The 18,989-nt window shown below is 72.2% G+C and carries 17 protein-coding genes; 9 read left to right on the top strand and 8 right to left on the bottom strand.

The window, feature by feature from the left end; translation table 11 throughout:
• The 3 genes from MR1_RS13765 to MR1_RS13755 form a co-directional block, all read right to left on the bottom strand.
• Positions 1-624: 5-oxoprolinase subunit B family protein (locus tag MR1_RS13765; protein WP_157518202.1), on the bottom strand; the 624-nt coding region annotated here is incomplete at its 3' end.
• 102 nt (positions 625-726) lie between these two features.
• On the bottom strand, positions 727-1,497 hold the full coding sequence (locus MR1_RS13760; protein WP_067247934.1) for a LamB/YcsF family protein: 771 nt from the start codon (positions 1,495-1,497) through the stop codon (positions 727-729).
• 1 nt (position 1,498) lies between these two features.
• Positions 1,499-2,788: an NRAMP family divalent metal transporter gene (locus MR1_RS13755; RefSeq protein WP_067247931.1), complete on the bottom strand. Its 1,290-nt coding sequence runs from the start codon at positions 2,786-2,788 to the stop codon at positions 1,499-1,501.
• Between the two features lie 123 nt (positions 2,789-2,911).
• Here MR1_RS13755 and MR1_RS13750 point away from each other — a divergent pair, with 123 nt between their 5' ends.
• Positions 2,912-3,553 (top strand): GntR family transcriptional regulator, encoded by a 642-nt coding sequence (locus MR1_RS13750; protein ID WP_067247928.1) that lies wholly within the window; start codon positions 2,912-2,914, stop codon positions 3,551-3,553.
• Positions 3,554-3,563: 10 nt separating this feature from the next.
• On the opposite strand, the gene MR1_RS13745 is transcribed toward MR1_RS13750, so the two are convergent.
• Together MR1_RS13745 and MR1_RS13740 are read right to left on the bottom strand one after the other, a co-directional pair.
• The gene (locus tag MR1_RS13745) at positions 3,564-4,568 is read right to left on the bottom strand and encodes a LacI family DNA-binding transcriptional regulator (RefSeq protein ID WP_067247925.1); all 1,005 of its coding nucleotides are present in this window, start codon (positions 4,566-4,568) and stop codon (positions 3,564-3,566) included.
• 139 nt (positions 4,569-4,707) lie between these two features.
• Positions 4,708-6,156 carry a glycoside hydrolase family 1 protein gene (locus MR1_RS13740; RefSeq protein WP_067247936.1) on the bottom strand — a complete coding sequence of 483 codons (1,449 nt, stop codon included), beginning with the start codon at positions 6,154-6,156 and terminating at the stop codon, positions 4,708-4,710.
• 200 nt (positions 6,157-6,356) lie between these two features.
• On the opposite strand from MR1_RS13740, the gene MR1_RS13735 reads away from it, so the two are divergent.
• From MR1_RS13735 to MR1_RS13710, 6 genes are all read left to right on the top strand, one after another.
• On the top strand, positions 6,357-6,893 hold the full coding sequence (locus MR1_RS13735; protein ID WP_067247923.1) for an adenine phosphoribosyltransferase: 537 nt from the start codon (positions 6,357-6,359) through the stop codon (positions 6,891-6,893).
• A 256-nt stretch (positions 6,894-7,149) separates the two neighbouring features.
• Positions 7,150-7,398, top strand: coding sequence for a phosphoribosylformylglycinamidine synthase subunit PurS (gene purS / locus MR1_RS13730; protein ID WP_067247920.1), 249 nt, complete (start codon positions 7,150-7,152; stop codon positions 7,396-7,398).
• Positions 7,395-8,102, top strand: a complete 708-nt coding sequence (gene purQ / locus MR1_RS13725) for a phosphoribosylformylglycinamidine synthase subunit PurQ (RefSeq protein ID WP_067247917.1) — start codon at positions 7,395-7,397, stop codon at positions 8,100-8,102. Before purS ends, purQ begins: the two co-directional genes overlap by 4 nt.
• A 70-nt stretch (positions 8,103-8,172) precedes the next feature.
• Positions 8,173-9,120 carry a 2-hydroxyacid dehydrogenase gene (locus MR1_RS13720; RefSeq protein ID WP_067247913.1) on the top strand — a complete coding sequence of 316 codons (948 nt, stop codon included), beginning with the start codon at positions 8,173-8,175 and terminating at the stop codon, positions 9,118-9,120.
• A 264-nt stretch (positions 9,121-9,384) separates the two neighbouring features.
• Positions 9,385-11,046: a glycoside hydrolase family 13 protein gene (locus MR1_RS13715; RefSeq protein ID WP_067247909.1), complete on the top strand. Its 1,662-nt coding sequence runs from the start codon at positions 9,385-9,387 to the stop codon at positions 11,044-11,046.
• Positions 11,047-11,313: 267 nt separating this feature from the next.
• Positions 11,314-12,315 (top strand): LacI family DNA-binding transcriptional regulator, encoded by a 1,002-nt coding sequence (locus MR1_RS13710; RefSeq protein WP_067247905.1) that lies wholly within the window; start codon positions 11,314-11,316, stop codon positions 12,313-12,315.
• Between the two features lie 55 nt (positions 12,316-12,370).
• On the opposite strand, the gene MR1_RS13705 is transcribed toward MR1_RS13710, so the two are convergent.
• Positions 12,371-13,591, bottom strand: a complete 1,221-nt coding sequence (locus MR1_RS13705; RefSeq protein ID WP_255218158.1) for an MFS transporter — start codon at positions 13,589-13,591, stop codon at positions 12,371-12,373.
• 156 nt (positions 13,592-13,747) lie between these two features.
• Between MR1_RS13705 and MR1_RS13700 the strand changes: the two genes are divergently transcribed.
• Positions 13,748-14,962 (top strand): amidohydrolase, encoded by a 1,215-nt coding sequence (locus MR1_RS13700; protein WP_067247902.1) that lies wholly within the window; start codon positions 13,748-13,750, stop codon positions 14,960-14,962.
• A 21-nt stretch (positions 14,963-14,983) separates the two neighbouring features.
• Here the strand turns inward: MR1_RS13700 and MR1_RS13695 are convergent, their stop codons facing one another.
• The gene (locus MR1_RS13695; protein WP_067247899.1) at positions 14,984-15,685 is read right to left on the bottom strand and encodes a GTP pyrophosphokinase; all 702 of its coding nucleotides are present in this window, start codon (positions 15,683-15,685) and stop codon (positions 14,984-14,986) included.
• A 10-nt stretch (positions 15,686-15,695) separates the two neighbouring features.
• Positions 15,696-16,796, bottom strand: a complete 1,101-nt coding sequence (locus MR1_RS13690) for a VanZ family protein (protein WP_067247896.1) — start codon at positions 16,794-16,796, stop codon at positions 15,696-15,698.
• 131 nt (positions 16,797-16,927) lie between these two features.
• On the opposite strand from MR1_RS13690, the gene MR1_RS13685 reads away from it, so the two are divergent.
• The coding region (locus MR1_RS13685) for an APC family permease (protein ID WP_067247894.1) at positions 16,928-18,989 on the top strand (2,062 nt) is incomplete at its 3' end.

Here is an 18,989-nt window from a genome sequence, read left to right as displayed (position 1 = left end):
GGCCCCGGCGGCCGCCTCCCGGTCCGCGCGCACGAACCGCACGAGCGTCCCCGGTGCGAGCAGCGCCGGCGGGTCCCGGTCGATGTCCCACATGACCGCGTCCGTGCGCCCGATGAGCTGCCAGCCGCCGGGGCTCTCCCTCGGGTAGACCCCGGTGAAGTGCCCGGCGAGCGCGACGGACCCCGCCGGCACGCGCGTGCGCGGGGACGACCGTCGCGGCACGTCGAACAGCGGATCCGACCCCACCGCGTACCCGAAGCCGGGGGCGAAGCCGGAGAAGGCCACCTGCCACTGCGCCGCGAGGTGGCGCGCCACGACCTCCTCGGCCGAGACGGCCAGCAGGTCCGCCACGTCCGCCAGGTCCTCGCCGTCGTACCGGACCGGGATCGTCGCCTCCCCGACGTGCGGCACGTGCGCGGCGTCCACGACCGTGTCGGCGAGCACCGCGGCGAGCGCGTCCGCCGTCGTGCGGGCCGGGTCGAACCGGACGAGGACGGTGCGCGCGCCCGGGACGAGCTCCGCGATCCCCGGGACCTCGGCCCAGGCGAGGTTCAGCCGCATCGACTCGTCGAGGTCGGCGGCCTCGACGAGCAGGGCGCGGTCGGAGGCGGTGAGGATGCGCATCAGGAACCGCGCCTCATCCCCAGGCGGTCCGTCCCCAGGCGGTCCGTGCCCGGGTGCTCTGTGCCCGGGTGCTCTGTGCCCGGGTGCTCTGTGCCGGCCATGTCAGGACGCGGATCCGGCGAAGGGCGCGATGGCGACGCCCGCCTGCTCCAGGAGACGACGGGTCTCCGCGGCCATGGCGACGGAGCCGGGGCTGTCGCCGTGGACGCAGATGGACTGCGCCTCGACGCGGACGTCCGTGCCGTCGACCGCCCGGATCACGCCCTCCTCCGCCAGCCGCACCATGCGTGCCGCGACCGCCGCCGGATCGTGCAGCACGGCGCCCTCCTGCGTGCGGGAGACGAGCTGCCCGTCCGGCTGGTAGGCCCGGTCGGCGAACGCCTCGGCCGCGACGCGGAGCCCCGCGCGCTCGGCGACCTCCAGCACGACTCCCCCCGCGAGGCCGAGCAGGACCAGATCCGGGTCGATCGCCCGGATCGCAGCCACGACGTCCTTCGCCTGGCGCTCGTCGCGCGCGATCGTGTTGTACAGCGCGCCGTGGGGCTTCACGTAGGCGACGGCGCCGCCCGCGCCGCGGGCGAGCCCGTCCAGCGCGCCGAGCTGGTACTCGACGTGCGCCTGCAGGGTCGCGGAGTCGATGTCCACCGCGGTGCGCCCGAAGTTCTCGTAGTCGCGATAGCCCGGGTGCGCGCCGATCGTCACGCCGTGCGCGACGGCCGCGACCAGCGTCTCCCGGATCCCCTCGGGGCTGCCGGCGTGGAAGCCGCACGAGACGTTCGCGCTCGTGACGATCGCGAGCATGCTCGCGTCGTCGCTGACGATCCGGTCCGGGACGTTCTCGCCGAGGTCCGAGTTGAGGTCGATCACGGGCATGTCAGGCTCCGATTCCGAGGAAGGCGAAGATGGGGCCGATCGAGACGGCGCCCATGTACCAGGTGAGGGCGGTCACGAGGGTACCGGCGACGAGCAGCCAGCGCGGGTAGCGCGTCACACCGAGCAGATCGGCACGGAACCACCCGATGTACATGAACACCGTCAGCCCGATGGGGAGGATCAGGCCGTTGAAGCCGCCCACGAAGACGAGGATCGCGGCCGGGGCGGTGCCGATGAGCAGGTACACGACGAGCGAGACCACGATGAAGACGACGGTCGCCCACTGCAGCGACCAGCCGCCGAGGAAGCGCTGGTGGAACGTGGACAGGAAGGTCGCCGACGTGTAGGCGGCGCCGATGACGGAACTGATCGCCGCGGCCCAGAAGATGGCGCCGAAGATCCGCAGCCCGGCCTCGCCGAGGACCGCGCCGAACGCCTGGCCGGCGGGGTTGGCGGCCTGGCTGGACAGATCCAGTGCCACGCCGCTGGCCACGACGCCCAGGATCGCCAGGAACAGGACGTACCGCATGATGCCGGTGACGAGGATCCCGTTCGCCGCGGCGCGCATGACGGGACCGGCCGCCTCCGGGCCGACGTGCCCCGACGCGAGGTAGCGGTGCGCCCCGGAGTAGGTGATGTAGCCGCCCACGGTGCCGCCGACGATCGTCGTGATCGTGGCGAAGTTGAGCTGGTCGGGCACGATCGTCTGCCGGAGCGCGTCGCCGATCGGCGGCTGGGCGATGATCGCGACGACGACCGTCATCACGATCATCCCGACGCCGAGGACGACGAGGACCACGTCCATGACACGGCCCGCCTTCTTGATGAGGAAGATCATGATGGCCAGCGCGCCGGTGATCAGCCCGCCGATCTTGGGGTCGATCCCGAGGAGGGCGTTCAGGCCCAGACCTCCGCCGGCGATGTTGCCGATGTTGAACGCGAGGCCGCCGATCACTACGAGCACGGCGATGACGTGACCCGAGAACGGGATGGCGCTGTTCGCGAGCTCCCCGGCGCGTCTGCCGGACGAGGTGATCATCCGCCAGATGTTGAGCTGGACGGCGATGTCCACGAGCACGGAGGTGAGGATCGCGAACGCGAACGCGGCGCCCATCGTGGCGGTGAACGTCGCGGTCTGGGTGATGAAGCCCGGTCCGATGGCGCTCGTGGCCATGAGGAAGATGGCGCCGATGACGGCGCTGCGGCCGGCGCGCTTCTTCGCGGCGGCGGCGCGCGCGTGCTCCTCGGGAGCGAGGGAGGCGGCGGAGGTCTGCGGGGAGGAATCGGACATACGTGGTTCCCAACGTCGTCGGTGGGGCGGTTTCGTCCGAGTGTAGAACAGATGCGCCCAGATTGTTCAACAATATTAGGGGCAGATCCACCCGCCGTCCGACCGCTCGCCTAGCATGTGGGGGTGACGACGCATCAGGGCCCGCTCGCCGACGAGCTGCGGCGACGCATCATCGACGGCGAGTTCGCCCCGGGCTCCCGACTGTCCGAGTCGGCGCTCGCCGAACGCCTGGGCGTCTCGCGCAACACGCTCCGCGAGGCGTTCCGGGTCCTGTCCGAGCAGGGCCTGATCGAGCATGTCCCGCACCGCGGCGCATCCGTGGCCTCCCCGTCCATCGCCGACGTCGTCGACATCTACCGCGCGCGCCGCGCCATCGAGTGCGCGGCGCTGCGCGCCTCCGAGCCCGAGCACCCCGCGGTGCAGCGCATGTCCGATGCCGTCGCCGAGGCGGAGGCGAACATCGCGAGCGAGGACTGGCGAGCGGTCGGCAGCGCCAACATGGCGTTCCACGACGCGATCGTCGCGCTCGCCGACAGCCCCCGGCTCGCGCGCACGTATCGCGACGTCGCCGCGGAGCTGCGTCTGGCCTTCCTCGAGATCGACGACCCCCGGGCCCTGCACGAACCGTTCGTGCGGAAGAACCGCGCGGTGCTCACCGCGTTCCTCGCCGACGGCCCCGAGGCCGGCGTGCGCGAGCTGGAGAAGTACCTCCTCCAGTCGGAGCGGACGGTGCTGGGCGCCTTCGCGCGGATGGGGCGCTCCTGACGCGACGTGCTCAGGACGAGGATCGGACGACGAGCTCCGTCGGCAGGATGCTCACCCGGGGCGGCTCCCCGCCCGACAGCACGTCGAGCAGGATGCCCGCCATGATCTCCCCCTGTGCGTGCATGGGCTGGCGGACGGTGGACAGCGGCGGATCCGCGGCCGCCGCCGCGTGCGAGTCGTCGAACCCGATGAGCGCCACATCCTCCGGCACCCGCAGCCCCGCGCCGCGGAGCACCGAGAGCGCCCCGCGCGCCATGAGGTCGCTCGCCGCGACGATCGCGTCCGGGCGGGGCCCCGGCGCGGCGAGGATGCGGCGGGCCGCCTCTGCGCCGCCCTCCTCGCTGAAGCCGCCATCCTCCACCGCCGCCGGTGCGAGCCCGGCCGTCGCGAGGGCGTCCCGGAAGCCCTGGAGCCGGTCCTGCGCGGCGGGCATCGACAGCGGACCGGTGATCGTCGCGATGCGCCGCCGCCCGCGCTCGACGAGGTGCGCGGTGGCGTCGCGTCCGCCCGCGACGTTGTCCACGTCCACGACGTAGTCGGTCGGTCGCGCACGGCTCGGGCGGCCTCCGAAGACCACCGGCACGCTCTCCGCGATCCGGTCCACGAAGGTGTCGCTCGTGTGATGCGAGACGATGATCGCCCCGTCCACGCCGCCGTTGCGCACGAAGCTCGTCATCTTGTCGCCGGGGTCGTCGCTGGCGATGAGCAGGTTCAGGAGGTAGTCCGACTTCGCGATGCGCGCGCTGATCCCGGAGACGACCGCGGCGAAGAACGGGTCCCCGAAGAAGCGCGACGTGTCCTCCGGAACCACCAGCGCGATCGCGTGGGTCTGGCGGCTGGCCAGGGAGCGCGCCGCACGGTTCGGCGTGTACTGCAGCCGGGCGATCGCGTCGGTCACCGCGGCGAGCGCGGACGGACTCACGGCGCTGGACCCGTTGACCACGCGCGACACGGTCGACCGCGACACTCCGGCCGCGGCCGCCACCTCCTCGATCGTCGCCCTCGACGCGCTCATGGCGTGCCCCTCATCCCTCCATTCTCGCGCACGCGGGCCCGGTCGCCGCCCCTCTGTCGAGTGGTCAGTTTCTGTGGGTTCACGGCCGCCATGGCCACAGTTTCTGACCACTCGGCGAGGGGTGGGGCCGCACGGGGGATCAGATCGCGCGCGCGGCGATGATCCGGGCGTACTCGCGGCCGGAGTCCTTCACGATCCGCTCCTGGGTTTCGTAGTCGACGCGGACGATCCCGAACCGCTTCTCGTACCCCCACGCCCACTCGTAGTTGTCGAGCAGCGACCAGGCGAAGTAGCCGCGGACGTCGACGCCGGACTCGAGCGCGTCCCACGTCGCCGCGACGTGCGCGCGCAGGAACCGCGTCCGCTCCTCGTCGGGGACCCGCTTCGCCCCCGCCGCACCTCCGGCGCCCGGCTCCTCCACCACGACGTCGTCGTACGCCGATCCGTTCTCCGTGACGTAGAGCGGCAGGCCGGGGGCCTCGTTCGCGACGCGCTGCAGGAGCCGGGTGAGCCCCTCGGGCTGCACCTCCCAGTCCATGCCGGTGCGCGGCAGCCCCCGCTCGACCCAGTGCACGCCCTCGGCGGCGGGGAACGGCGAGCCGGTCGGCCGCGTCACGCCGGCGCCCGGGTCGTGGACGTCCCGGTCGCCTCCGGGCTGCGGATGACCCGACAGCAGCTCGCCGTGGTAGTAGTTGATGCCCAGCACGTCCAGCGGCGTTGCGATCGTGGCCAGGTCGCCCGGCCGGACCGCCTCCTCGAACGCGGACACGGCGTCCGCGTCCGCCTCCCGGATGTCGGACACCACGTCGGCCGGATACGCGCCCCGCAGGATCGGGTCCAGGAACCAGCGGTTGAACTGGCCGTCGATCCGCCGGGCGGCGTCCACATCGGCGGGATCGTCCGGGTCGGCGGGATCGGCCACCGTGAGGTTCAGGGTGAGGCCGAGACTGAGCGCGGGATCGCGTCGGCGCAGCTCCTGGAGCGCCCGGCCGTGGGCGAGCAGCAGGTGGTGGGAGGACAGCAGCCCGTCGCGGATGCTGCGGCGGCCCGGGGCGTGGACCCCGGCGGTGTAGGAGAGGAAGGACGAGCACCACGGCTCGTTCAGGGTGGTCCAGTGCGCGACCCGATCGCCCAGGGCGTCGTGCATCGTCAGCGCATACTCGACGAAGCGGTCCACGGTGTCGCGCGCCGTCCATCCGCCCCGCTCCTCCAGCGCCTGGGGGAGGTCCCAGTGGTAGAGCGTCAGCCACGGCACGATCCCGTTCGCCAGCAGGCCGTCCACCAGCCGGTCGTAGAACGCGATCCCGGCGGGGTTCGGCGCGCCGCCGTCCGGACGCACCCGCGCCCAGGACGTGGAGAACCGGTACGACTGCAGGCCCAGCTCGCGCATCAGGGCGATGTCCTCGTCCGCCCGGTGGTAATGGTCACAGGCCACGTCACCGGTGTCGCCGTTCGCGACCGCGCCCGGGACGCGGGCGAACGCGTCCCAGATCGAGGCCGTCCGGCCGTCCTCGAACGCCGCCCCCTCGATCTGGTAGGCGGCCGTGGCCGCTCCGAAGAGGAAGCCGGCGGGGAACGAGCGGGACATGCGGTCCTCCTTCATGGCCCGTGCGGGCGTCGCGCCGGGAGCCGATCGTTGAGAGCGCTCCCACGGTACCATCACGACCCGACTCCGGGAGGTCCTGGCGACCCTCGGCGACCGCGGGCTCCCGGGGACCCGGTCGGGCCCGGCCCACGGCCCGGGCGGCCGGACACCGGGCGGCCGACGCGACCCCCTACGCTGGATCGGTGACCTCCGCCGCACCCGCCCCCGACGCGCTCGCGCGCGCCGAAGCCCTCATCCGCTCCATTCCGGACCATCCGGAGCCGGGCATCGTCTTCCGCGACATCACCCCGCTGCTCGCGGACGCGGAGGCGCTGCGGGCGACGACCGCCGCTCTCGTGGCACCGTTCGCCGGGCGCTTCGACGTCGTGGCCGGGGTCGAGGCGCGCGGGTTCATCCTCGCCGGGGCCGCCGCGATCACGGCGGGAACCGGCTTCGTCCCGATCCGCAAGGCGGGCAAGCTCCCGCAGCCGGCCGCGTCCGTCGACTACGCGCTGGAGTACGGCACCGCGACGATCGAAATGCACGACGACCTGCCCGCCGGATCCCGCATCCTCCTCATCGACGATGTGCTCGCGACGGGCGGCACGCTCGCCGCCGGTCGCCGCATCATCGAGGAGCTCGGACACCGGGTCGCCGGCGTCTCCGTGCTCTTCGAGATCGCGGACCTCGGCGGTCGCGACGTCATCGGCGACGTGCACACGGTGTTCCGCTCCTCCTGACCCGCCCTCCGCTCCGGCAGCCCCCGCGCTGCCCGATCCGCACGCCCCGTCCCGATCCGCACACTCCGTCCCGATCCGCACAGGTCAGCCCGCCGTTCCTGTGCAGAACGGGTTCTCCTGTGCAGATCGGCCCGCGGATCCGGACCGCAGGAGAACAGGACCGGGGCCGCGGAGGACCGCCGGAGGCGAGCGGGCGTCGCGCATCCCGCGCGATAGACTGGCCCCGCCCTCCCGCCCGCGACTTCCGGAGCCGTTCATGCCCACCATCGTCGTCGACGTCATGCCCAAGTCCGAACTGCTCGACCCGCAGGGGAAGGCCGTCAGCGGCGCCTTCGCCCGCCTGGGCGTGGACGCGTTCACCGACGTCCGCATCGGCAAGCGCTTCGAGCTGACGGTCGAGGGCGAGGTGACCGAGGACGTGCTCGCCGAGGCGCGCCGCGTCGCCGCCGAGGTGCTGTCCAACTCCGTGATCGAGGACGTCGTGGGCGTCGAGGTCGTCGAATGAGCGTCCGGATCGGAGTCGTCACCTTCCCGGGCTCGCTGGACGACCGCGACGCGCAGCGCGCCGTGCGGATCGCCGGCGCCGAGCCGGTCGCGCTGTGGCACGGCTCGCACGACCTGGAGGGCGTCGACGCGCTCGTCCTCCCGGGCGGCTTCAGCTACGGCGACTACCTCCGCTCGGGCGCCATCGCCGCCCTGTCGCCGATCATGACCGAGGTCAAGGCGGCCGCCGCCGCCGGCATGCCGATCCTCGGGATCTGCAACGGCTTCCAGATGCTCGTCGAGGCGCACCTGCTGCCCGGCGGCCTGATCCGCAACGACCACCAGCACTTCGTCCGTCGCGACCAGAAGCTGACGGTCGAGAACGCCGACACGGCCTGGACGAGCGCTTTCGCCGCCGGCCAGGAGATCGTCATCCCGCTGAAGAACGGCGAGGGCGGCTACATCGCCGACGAGGAGACCCTGGATCGCCTGGAGGGCGAGGGGCTCGTGGCGTTCCGCTACGCCGGGGTGAACCCGAACGGGTCGCTGCGCGACATCGCGGGCATCACCAACGCGGCGGGCAACGTCGTCGGCCTGATGCCGCACCCGGAGCACGCCACCGAGCCCGGCTTCGGCCCGGACACCGCCGCCGCCATGCGCAGCGGCGTCGACGGGCTGGGCTTCTTCACGAGCGCCATCGCCGCCGTCGCCCGCGTCGCCGCCTGACGCACCTCGGCACGCGCGGTCGATCGCCATCGCCTCCTCGGTCCCCGCAACGGCGGCTACGCTCGGGAGGGTGAGCCTCGTCGTGACCGTCCCCACCGAACGCCTCGCCGCGAACCTCCGCGCCCTGCCCGGCGCCGAGTGGCAGAACGACGTGGACCTGCGGATCTGGGACTTCCGGGACGCCCCTCCCGCCACCCGGCTCGACATCGTCGTGCCGCCGTACATGGGCGGGTCGGGGGCGCTCGCCGCCCTCTCCGGGCTGTCGGTCGGGCTCGTCCAGGGCCAGTCGATCGGCTACGAGGGGGTCTCCGACCATCTGCCCGCCGGCGTCCCGTTCGCCAACGCCGCGAGCGTGCACGAGACCTCCACCGCCGAGCTCGCCCTCGCCCTGACCCTCGCCGCGCAGCGGCAGCTCCCGCGGTTCGTGCGCGCCCAGGAGCAGGGCGGCTGGTCGCCGGTCTTCGCGGAGAGCCTGGCCGACCGGCGCGTGCTCCTCGTCGGCTTCGGCGGCGTCGGCACGGCGATCGCCCGGCGCCTGGCCCCGTTCGAGGTCGAGCTGTCCGCCGTCGCGCGCACCGCCCGCCGGGAGGACGTCGACGGTCTGGGAGCGATCGACGTGCACGGGATCGACGAGCTCCCTGCGCTCCTGCCCGACGCGGACATCGTCATCCTCAGCCTCCCGGGCGGCGACGAGACACGGCATCTCTTCGACGCGGAGCTGCTCCGCCGTCTGGCGGACGGCGCGCTCCTCGTCAACGTGGGCCGCGGATCGATCGTGGACACCACGGCGCTGGGCGCCGAGCTCGAATCCGGACGACTCCGCGCCGCGCTCGACGTCTTCGAGCAGGAGCCGATCCCCGAAGGCGACCCGCTCTGGTCCGCGCCGAACCTCCTGATCAGCCCGCATGTCGGCGGAGCGTCCACGGCGATGAACCCCCGGATCGCGCGCCTCGTCAAGACCCAGATCGAGCGGATGCTCGCGGGCGAGCCGCCGATCAACGTCGTCCTCGGCGACTGACGTCCCGCCCGGGCGTCCCCTCCGGACTCCGGGTCCGGGACCCGATATGCCGTGGTGCGGCATCGGCTCAGCGTCGGCCGGGATCGCCGCGCACTTCCGCTCGCGCGGAGAACCACCGCAACAGCGGAGCAACCCCGCCGCATCCTCCGCCGCAACGGCAGAACTCCGCAGGAACGAACCGCGAACCTGCACCCCGCCCGCCGGCCCGAACCGATTCGACGGGCCTGCTGGCGGGGGTGTAAGCGTTTGCACTAGCCTGGGCGCATGGCAGAGCTCGAGCAGAAATCCGCACCCGGTTCCGAGTGGTGGCGGTCCGCCGTCATCTACCAGATCTACCCCCGCTCCTTCGCGGACGCCTCCGGTGACGGGATCGGGGACCTCCCCGGCATCACGTCCCGCCTCGACGACCTGAAGGAGCTCGGGATCGATGCGATCTGGCTGAGCCCTTTCATGACCAGCCCGCAGCGCGACGCCGGCTACGACGTGGCCGACTACCGCGACGTCGATCCGCTCTTCGGCACGCTCGCCGACTTCGACGAGATGCTCGCGCAGGCCCACGCCCGCGGGATCCGCGTGATCGTCGACCTCGTCCCCAACCACTCCTCGGACCAGCACCCGTGGTTCCAGGCCGCGTTGAAGGCGGGACCGGGAAGCCGCGAGCGCGCCCGCTACGTGTTCCGCGACGGTCGCGGCGAGAACGGGGAGCTTCCGCCCAACAACTGGGAGTCGGTCTTCGGCGGCGGAATGTGGGAGCGGATCACGGAGGCCGACGGCACGCCCGGCCAGTGGTACCTGCACATCTTCGACGCCACCCAGCCCGACTTCGACTGGACCAACGAGGAGGTGCGCGAGGAGTTCCGCTCCATCCTGCGCTTCTGGTTGGATCGGGGCGTCGACGGCTTCCGCGTGGACGTCGCGCACGGCATGGTCAAGGAGGCGGGCCTTCCGGACTACGCCCCCGTCGCCGACGCCGACTCGATGGGCGGCGGCGAGGAGAACGTGCCGTACTGGGGGCAGGACGAGGTCCACGACATCTACCGCGACTGGCACACGGTGCTCGCCGAATACGACGGCGATCGCGCGCTGTGCGGCGAGGCGTGGCTGCCCACGCTTGCCAAGACGGCGCTGTGGGTGCGTCCGGACGAGATGCATCAGACCTTCAACTTCCCGTACCTGATGACCCCCTGGGGCGCGAGCGCGCTGCGGGACGTCATCCGCGAGTCGCTGGACGAGTTCGGCGCGGTCGGCGCGCCCAGCACGTGGGTCCTCTCCAACCACGACGTCGTCCGGCATGCCTCGCGCCTGGCGCTGACGGCGGACAACCCGCAGGGCGAGGGGATCGGCCCGAACTCTCCCGGAAAGCCGGATCGCGCGATCGGCCTGTCCCGCGGCCGGGCCGCGACCACGCTCATGCTCGCCCTGCCCGGATCCGCCTATCTGTACCAGGGCGAGGAGCTCGGCCTTCCCGAGGCGATGGAGATCCCGGACGAGTTCCGGCAGGACCCGACCTGGTTCCGCACCAACGGCGAGCGCTACGGCCGCGACGGCTGCCGCGTGCCGCTGCCCTGGGTCGCCGACGCCCCCGCCTACGGCTTCAACGACACCGGTGCCTCGTGGCTCCCCCAGCCGCCGGAGTGGGCCGAGTACGCGCGCGACGTCGAGCGGGGCGTCGAGGGATCGACCCTCTCGCTGTACCAGGAGCTGCTGCGGGTGCGCCGCGAGCGCGGCCTCGGCGCGGGAAGCCTCGTGTGGGAGGACCTGGACCCGAACGCCGTCGCGTTCCGCCGCGGGGACCTGCACGTGGCGGCGAACCTCGGCGACGACCCGATCGAGCTGCCCGCCGATGCGCGCTTCGTCGTGCAGAGCGAGCCGTTCTCCGGCACCGCACTGCCGCCGAACACCGCCGCCTGGTACGTGCGGGGCTGACCGCGTGAGCGCCGGACCACACCGTCGTCCCGGGACCGCCGAACCGTCGCGCGGCCCCGGGGCACTCGCGCGGTCCGGCGTTCCTGCCCCGGGGCGACGCCCCCGGAACGGGGTCCCGATCCGCGGAGGTCGGCCCGATTCGCGGAGGTTCTTCACCGAAACCTGTGCAGATCGGGACCGAGTGTGCAGATCGGGACGGCACCGCCCGGGCGGGCAGCGGGGCGGTCGACACCGCACCGGGAGGCGGCGAGCGGACGGGGACCGGACGTGGTGAGCATCGACGAGGTCGCACGGCGGGCCGGCGTCTCCACCGCGACGGTGTCACGGGCGCTCAGCGGGCGCGGCCACGTCTCCGAGGCCGCACGCGCGAAGGTGCAGGAGGCGGCGGACGCGCTCGGCTACGTCGTGTCGTCGCGGGCTTCCAGCCTCGCATCCGGGCGGACCCGCAACGTCGGCGTGATCGTGCCGTACCTCGACCGCTGGTTCTTCAGCACCGTGCTGTCGGGGGTGTCGAGCACGCTCATGAAGGCGGGCTACGACATCACGCTGTACAACATCACCGCGGACGCGGAGGTGCGCAGGGACGTCTTCTCGACGTTCCTGCGCCGGCAACGCGTGGACGCCCTCATCGCGGTCTCGATCGAGCTCGACGAGGAGGAGACCCAGAGACTGCGGGATCTCGCACTGCCGGTGATCGCGATCGGCGGGCCGAATCCGTCGCTGACGACGCTCACCGTCGACGACCTGGCCGTGGCCGAACTGGCCACGGAGCACCTCCTCAGCCTGGGGCACCGCGACATCGCGCACATCGGCGCGAGCCCGGAGTTCGATCTGGACTTCCACATCCCCACGCAGCGCAGGCAGGGGTTCGAGAAGGCGCTGGAACGCGCCGGGATCACCCCGCGACCGACGTTCCTCGAGCCGGCCGACTTCACCGTCGAGGGCGGCTTCCGCGCGGCCAAACAGCTCCTCGGACGCCCTGGGCGCCGACCGACCGCGATCTTCGCCGCGTCGGACGAGATGGCGATCGGCGCGATCCTCGCGGCCCGCGACCTCGGCTACCGCGTCCCGCAGGATCTGTCCGTCGTGGGGATCGACGGACACGAGCTGGGCGGGTTCTTCCAGCTCACCACGGTCGACCAGTTCCCGCTGCTCCAGGGCCGCCGCGCCGCCGAGGCGCTGCTGCGCACGCTCGCCGAGCCGGGCACCGCCGGTCCGACCGCGCTCCCCTTCGAGCTGGTGGTCCGCGGAACGACGACCCGCCGCTGAGCCTCTCCGGCGTGTCCGATCAGCAGCCGGCGGGCCCGGTCAGCGGCGTGCCCCGTCAGCGGCCGGCGGGCAGCAGTCGGCGTTCGCGCTCGTCGTCGCGCGCGGACCAGCGGACGCTGACGACGTGCAGCAGGAGCGTGACGGCCAGGATCCCGGCGGAGAACGGCAGCAGTCCGTCCGGCGGCACCCCCGTCGCAAGGGCCAGCCCGCCGCTCGCGCTGCCCAGGGCGCTGCCCAGCAGCATGCCGCTCGTGTTGAGCGCCAGCACGAACGCCGCAGACTCCGGCGCCATCGCCCCGAGCCGCGCCTGCAGCGCCACCCCGGACCCGCCGTTGAAGAACGCCGTGAAGAGGAACCAGAGCACGGCGGCCGCCGCACCGAGCACCCCCGGCAGCAGCAGGCCGAAGGACCCGAGGACCGCGACCGCCAGCACTCCGACGATGATCGTCGTGATCACGCGCACCGGGGTGGTGCGATCCGTCATCCACCCCGACACGAGGTTCCCGCCGAGGCTCACGATCCCGTATCCGAAGAGCACCGCGACCATCCCGAGCCCCGCGCCGATCCGCGGCTCGAAGATCAGTGCCGCGTAGGTGAAGCAGAAGTAGCTCGCGCACATCAGCCCGGCCGGGATCAGCAGCGCGAACAGGATCTTCGGCTCCGCGAGAGGACGCAGCGATGCACGCAGGCTCAGCGGCGGCAGGCGCAGGTGCGGGACCTTCAGCGCGATGCCGACGAGCGCCGCCGCGCCCACGACGACGACCATGTACAGCGGGATCCGCCATCCCGTCTGCCCGACGACGAGCCCGATCGGCACGCCCAGCGCCGTCGCCGCGAGCCACCCGCCCTGGACGAGAGCCAGCGCGCGCCCGCGCCGCTCGGGCGGGGCCTTGGCGATCACGTAGGCGGCCACCATCGCGTTGAGCAGGCCGCCGCCGAGTGCGGACACGATGCGTCCGGCCATGGCCCACGCGTACGTCGGCCCGATCGCCACGATCAGGTTGCCCAGCACGAACACCGCGAGCGAGACGAGGATCGTCCCCTTGCGCTCCCAGCGCCCGGTCAGTGCGCCCAGCACCGGGCCGGCGACGGCGCTGGTGAGCGCGAAGACCGACATGAGCTGCCCGGCCGCGGCCTCGGTGACGCCGAGATCCTCGGAGATCTGCGGCAGCAGACCCGCGAGCACATACCCGTCGATGCCCATCGAGAACGTGGCCACGGCGAGCCAGAGGAGAGCCCCGGTCCCGGCCGTCCGCGCCTCGGGTGTCTTCTGCACCCGCTCATCCAAGCAGAGACGTCGGACATCCGCAGGCGGATTCCCTCGCCGCTCGCCGCCCGCACCGCGCGATCCGCCGTCCTCGCCTCCCGCCGAGGGGCGCCGGGACCGGCGACGGACCGCGAGCGCCGGACACCCCGGCGATAGGCTCGCGGCATGACGATCGATCTCGAAGCGCTGTTCATCGACCTGCACCGCCATCCCGAGCTGTCGTTCCAGGAGACGCGCACCGCATCGATCGCCGCCGGGCACCTGCGCGATCTGGGCCTCGACGTGACCGAGGGGGTCGGCGTCACGGGCGTGATCGGGGTGCTGCGCAACGGCGAGGGACCGGTCGTCTGGGCGCGCGCCGACATGGACGCCCTCCCCGTCACCGAGCTCACCGGGCTCCCCTACGCGAGCACGGCCACGGGGCTGGACGCCGAGGGGCGCGCGGTCGGGGTCATGCACGCCTGCGGCCACGACATGCACGTCACGGCCATGATCGGCGCCGTCGAGCAGCTCGTCGCTTCCCAGGACGAGTGGTCGGGCACCCTGGTCGTCGTGATCCAGCCCGCGGAGGAGTTCGGCGCGGGCGCCAGGGCCATGCTGGACGACGGCGCCCTCGACCGCTTCCCGCGTCCGGACGTCGTGATCGGCCAGCACGTGACGCCCCTGCCCGCCGGGGTCATCGGCGTGCGCCCCGGCCCGCAGATGTCGGCGTCCGACGGGCTCACGGTGACCCTGCACGGCCGCGGCGGCCACGGCTCGCGGCCGCACTCCACGGTCGATCCGGTGGTCATGGCCGCCGCGACCGTGATGCGCCTGCAGACGGTCGTCTCCCGGGAGGTCGACCCGCACGACCTCGCCGTGGTGACCGTCGGATCCATCCATGCCGGGACGAAGAACAACATCATCCCCGCCGAGGCCACGCTGGAGCTGAGTCTGCGCTACCCCGACGAGGTCCTGCGCGAGAAGGTCCTCGCGAGCGTCGAGCGGATCGTGCGCGCAGAGGCGCTGGCCTCGGGCGCGACGGCGGAGCCCACCATCGAGACCCTGCACACCCTGCCCGCCACGATCAACGACGCCGACGCCGCGGAGCGCGCCATCGGCGCGTTCCGCTCCGCGTTCGGGGAGGACAACGTCATCGATCCCGGCCTGTTCACCGGCAGCGAGGACGTGTCGTGGTTCGCCCGCGACGCGGGGGTCCCGCTGGTGTTCTGGTTCTGGGGCGGCATCGATCCGGCGCGCTTCGCCGAGGCCGTCGCCAGCGGCACGCTGGACAGCGCGATCGCGACCAACCACTCGCCGTACTTCGCCGTGGAGATCCATCCGACGATCGAGGTCGGCGTGAAGGCGCTCACCGTCGCCGCGCGGGAGTTCCTCGGTTGATCCTGCGCCGCGCCGGAGCCCTCAGACCTGGACGATCCGGGTGCGGGGGGACGGCAGGGCTCCGACCGGCGTCCCGTGCGCCTCGTGGTGGAGCTGCTCCATGCGGGCGTCCAGCGCGCTGGCCGCCTCGGCCGCGGACGTGAGGCTGTCGACGAGGTGCGCGGGCACGGCCCCGGCGAACTTGTAGTGGATCTTGTGCTCCAGGCTCGCCCAGAAGTCCATCGCGATGGTGCGGAACTGCACCTCGACCGGCACCGTGATCGGCCCGGTGGAGAGGAAGACGGGGACCTCGAGGATCGCGTGCAGGCTCCGGTACCCGTTGGGCTTCGGCGTCGCGATGTAGTCCTTGACGATCCGCACCGACACGTCGTCCTGCGCGGTCAGGAGGTCGAAGAGGCGGTAGACGTCGGCCACGAAACTGCAGGTCACGCGCACGCCCGCGATGTCGGTGATGTGCGTGCGGATCGAGTCGAAGTCCGGCTCGATCCCCCGCCGCGCCACCTTCTCCACGATGCTGTCCGGAGACTTCAGCCGGCTCTTCACGTGCTCGATCGGGTTGTACGAGTGATGGTGGGTGAACTCGTCGCGCAGGATGGAGATCTTCGTCTCGATCTCGCGCATCCCGAACTCGTACTCGTGGAGGAAACGCTGGAACTCGTCGCGGAGCTCCCGCGCCTCGTTCAAGGTCTCGTTCAGCGCATCGTCGACGGGGACCGTGCTCATGCGCTCGACGTTACGCACCCGTGATCTGATTCGGCTGTGCGTTCGTCCTGGGCGAACGAGCCGGCTCGCGGGCGTCCGTCAGCTCCTGTCGGGACACGAGCCAGGGCAGTCCCCGCCCGCCGCGGGTGAACAGGGCGAGCACCACGGCGAGGGCCATCAGCGGCCACACCCATGCCTCCCCCGCCGCGCCGACGAGGGCGAGCGCGGAGATCCCGCCCACGCCGGCCGCCCAGCGCAGGACTCGCGCGAGCGCGGCCGAGAGCGGTCCGCCGCGATACCGCAGCTGCACCGCCGCGTCCCCCGGCGACTGGCCCGTGACGAGGATCCAGATCAGCCACACCAGACTGGTGCCGCCGGTGCCGATGAGCGTCGTGAGGCCGTCGTCGCCCTGCGCCGTCGACTCGCCGAGGATGTAGAGGCGGGCGAGCAGGATCACCACCCCGGCGCCGAACGCGACGATGCTGTAGCCGATCGCATCGCACAGCATCGCCAGCAGGCGCCTCCCCCGCGTCACGGGGCGCGGCCGATCCGCATCCGGCGACGCCGCGGAGCCCCGCAGCCGGGCGGGCACGACGAGGGACAGGAGCGATCCGAGCACGGCGCCGGCCGTGTTCGTCATGAGGTCGCCGACGTCGAAGAAGCGGTAGGCGCACGGGTAGATCGTCCAGACGCCCGTGAGCTGCGTCGTCTCGATGAACAGCGACAGCCCGAACCCGACGGCGAGCGCGGTGACGACGCCCCGTCCGCCGAGCACCCGCAGGAAGAACCCCAGGGGGAGGAACAGCAGCACGTTCAGCGCGAGCTGCAGGATCGCGGGGTCGGTGAACGGGTGGACCGACCGGGCGAACGCCTTCTGCACGTCGCGCACGACCGACATCGGGTCCAGGATCGCTCCCACGCAGCGGATGCCGTCCGGATCCGGCAGGGGCAGCAGGGTGTACGTCCAGATCGCCCAGAAGTAGATCAGCGCCGCGAGCCAGAGCAGCAGGCGCCCGACCGTCAGCCGCCCGCGGCGGCGGTAGCTGATCGCCACGAACGGCACGAAGAGGAGGACACCGAAGACCAGGCCGATGCCCGTCGCGAGGAAGCCGAGAAGCACCTGATCCTGCACCCGTCGAGCCTACGCGGCCACGGCGACCGCCCATGCCCGCGGCCCGCACCGAGGCGGCACGCCGCGGGCCGTGAGCGGATCGTGAGGGAAACGTACGGATCCCGCATTGCACGCCGCCGCGCGCAGGCGTAATGTCGCCGCTCGTGGCAAATGAGAGCCGTGAGAGCGCGGACGCCCCGCAACTGGCCAAACGCATCCTCCTGGGAGACCCGCTCACCTCCGAGCAGGCCGACGAGCAGCTGCTCCCCAAGCGCATGGCGCTGCCGATCTTCGCGTCGGACGCGCTGAGCTCGGTGGCGTACGCGCCGCAGGAGCTGCTGATGATCCTGCTCGTGGGCGGCATGGCCTTCCTGTCGTTCACCCCGCTGGTCGCCGGGGCGGTGGTGCTCCTCCTCGTCGTCGTGGTGCTCAGCTACCGCCAGCTCATCAAGGCCTACCCGTCCGGCGGCGGCGACTACGAGGTGGCGTCGACGAACCTGGGCGAGATCCCCGGGGTGGTCGTCGCGGCGGCGCTGCTCGTCGACTACGTGCTCACGGTCGCCGTCTCCATCGCGTCGGGCGTGGACAACATCATCTCCGCCGTGCCGGAGCTCAACCCGTGGCGGGTCGAGCTCGCGGTCGGCTTCGTGATCCTCATCGTGATCGTGAACCTCCGCGGCGTGCGGGAGGCGTCCACCGTGTTCGCGATCCCCACCTACGTCTTCATCGGCTCGGTCGCCGTCATGATCGTGACGGGGCTGGTCCGCACGGTCCTGGGCGACGCACCGGTCGCCTCCAGCGCCGAGTTCGCGGTGCAGGCGGAGGACCTCAGCCAGGCCGCCGTCATCCTGCTCGTGCTGCGCGCGTTCTCCAGCGGCTGCTCGGCACTGACCGGCGTCGAGGCCGTGTCCAACGGCGTGCCGGCCTTCCGGATGCCGAAGATCCGCAACGCCCAGACGACCCTCGCGATGATGGGCGCGATCGCCGCGCTGCTGTTCGCCGGCCTCACCGCCCTCGCGCTCATCTCGGGCGTGCACTACGCGGAGGACCCGTGCGCGCTCGTCGGGTTCGACTGCGCGAACCCGCAGCCCAGCCTCATGGCCCAGGTCGCCGCGGCGACCTTCGGCGGCGGGAGCATCCCCTTCTTCCTCATCCAGGCGGCCACCGCCTGCGTGCTGCTGCTCGCCGCCAACACCGCGTTCAACGGGTTCCCGCTCCTCGGGGCGGTGCTCGCCCGCGACGGCTATGCCCCCAAGGCGCTGAACACCCGCGGCGACCGGCTGGTCTTCTCCAACGGGATGATCGTCCTCGGCATCGCCGCGGTCACCGTGCTCGTGGTGTTCCAGGCGAACCTGACGACCCTGATCCAGCTCTACATCATCGGCGTCTTCGTCTCCTTCTCCCTCGGGCAGATCGGGATGGTGCGGCACTGGCGCCGCGTGCTGCGGGGCACGCGCGCCAAGACCGTGGCCGAGGCCGCGCCGCTGCGCCGCTCGGCCTACACCGGCCTCGTCATCAACTCCGCGGGCGCCACGCTCACCGTCCTCGTCCTGCTGATCGTGACGATCACGAAGTTCACGCACGGCGCGTGGATGGTGTTCTTCGCGATCCCCGTGCTTGCGGTCCTCATGGTCGGGGTGAAGCGCTACTACCGGGACGTGGAGCACGAGATCGCCGTCGACGACGCCACCCACTTCGGATCCGCGGGAGATGTGGCGATCGTCCTGGTGAACCGGCTGCAGAAGCCCGTCGTCAAGGCGCTCGACTACGCCATCGCGGCCAAGCACGACAAGACCGTGGCCCTGCACGTCGCCCTCACGCCGGAGGACGGCACGCAGCTCCAGCGCGAGTGGCAGCGGCACCGGATCCCCGTGCCGCTCGTGATCGTCGACTCGCCGTACCGGACGTACGCGCAGCCGGTGGAGCACTTCATCCGCGAGTACCGGTCGAAGCACGGGCCGTCGGTGGTGACCGTCTACCTGCCGCAGTACATCGTCGGCCACTGGTGGGAGAGCCTGCTGCACAACCGCCGCGCGCGCCGCATGGCGAACCAGCTCATGCTCGTGCACGGCGTGACGATCACGCTCGTGCCGTGGCTGCTGGACTCGTCCGAGCTGATCTACGGGCGACGGTCCCGGCCCGTGCCCGGACAGGAGCGCGCCGGACGCCCGGTCGCCGTCTACGGCTCGTCGGGCCGGCGCGCCCAGCGCCCCG

It is taken from the genome of Microbacterium resistens NBRC 103078 (assembly GCF_001552355.1).
Taxonomy (GTDB): Bacteria; Actinomycetota; Actinomycetes; order Actinomycetales; family Microbacteriaceae; genus Microbacterium; species Microbacterium resistens.
The sequence above is the reverse complement of the archived record's forward strand: the minus strand, read 5'-3'. Positions and strand labels throughout refer to the sequence as shown.

Coding starts and splice junctions, on each gene's coding strand:
- MR1_RS13740 (WP_067247936.1), bottom strand. CDS start 6,156: ATGTCCCGCTCGTTCCCCGCCGGCTTCCTCTTCGGAGCGGCCACGGCC.
- MR1_RS13700 (WP_067247902.1), top strand. CDS start 13,748: ATGACGATCGATCTCGAAGCGCTGTTCATCGACCTGCACCGCCATCCC.
- MR1_RS13760 (WP_067247934.1), bottom strand. CDS start 1,497: ATGCCCGTGATCGACCTCAACTCGGACCTCGGCGAGAACGTCCCGGAC.
- MR1_RS13755 (WP_067247931.1), bottom strand. CDS start 2,788: ATGTCCGATTCCTCCCCGCAGACCTCCGCCGCCTCCCTCGCTCCCGAG.
- purS (WP_067247920.1), top strand. CDS start 7,150: ATGCCCACCATCGTCGTCGACGTCATGCCCAAGTCCGAACTGCTCGAC.
- MR1_RS13715 (WP_067247909.1), top strand. CDS start 9,385: ATGGCAGAGCTCGAGCAGAAATCCGCACCCGGTTCCGAGTGGTGGCGG.
- MR1_RS13745 (WP_067247925.1), bottom strand. CDS start 4,568: ATGAGCGCGTCGAGGGCGACGATCGAGGAGGTGGCGGCCGCGGCCGGA.
- MR1_RS13695 (WP_067247899.1), bottom strand. CDS start 15,685: ATGAGCACGGTCCCCGTCGACGATGCGCTGAACGAGACCTTGAACGAG.
- purQ (WP_067247917.1), top strand. CDS start 7,395: ATGAGCGTCCGGATCGGAGTCGTCACCTTCCCGGGCTCGCTGGACGAC.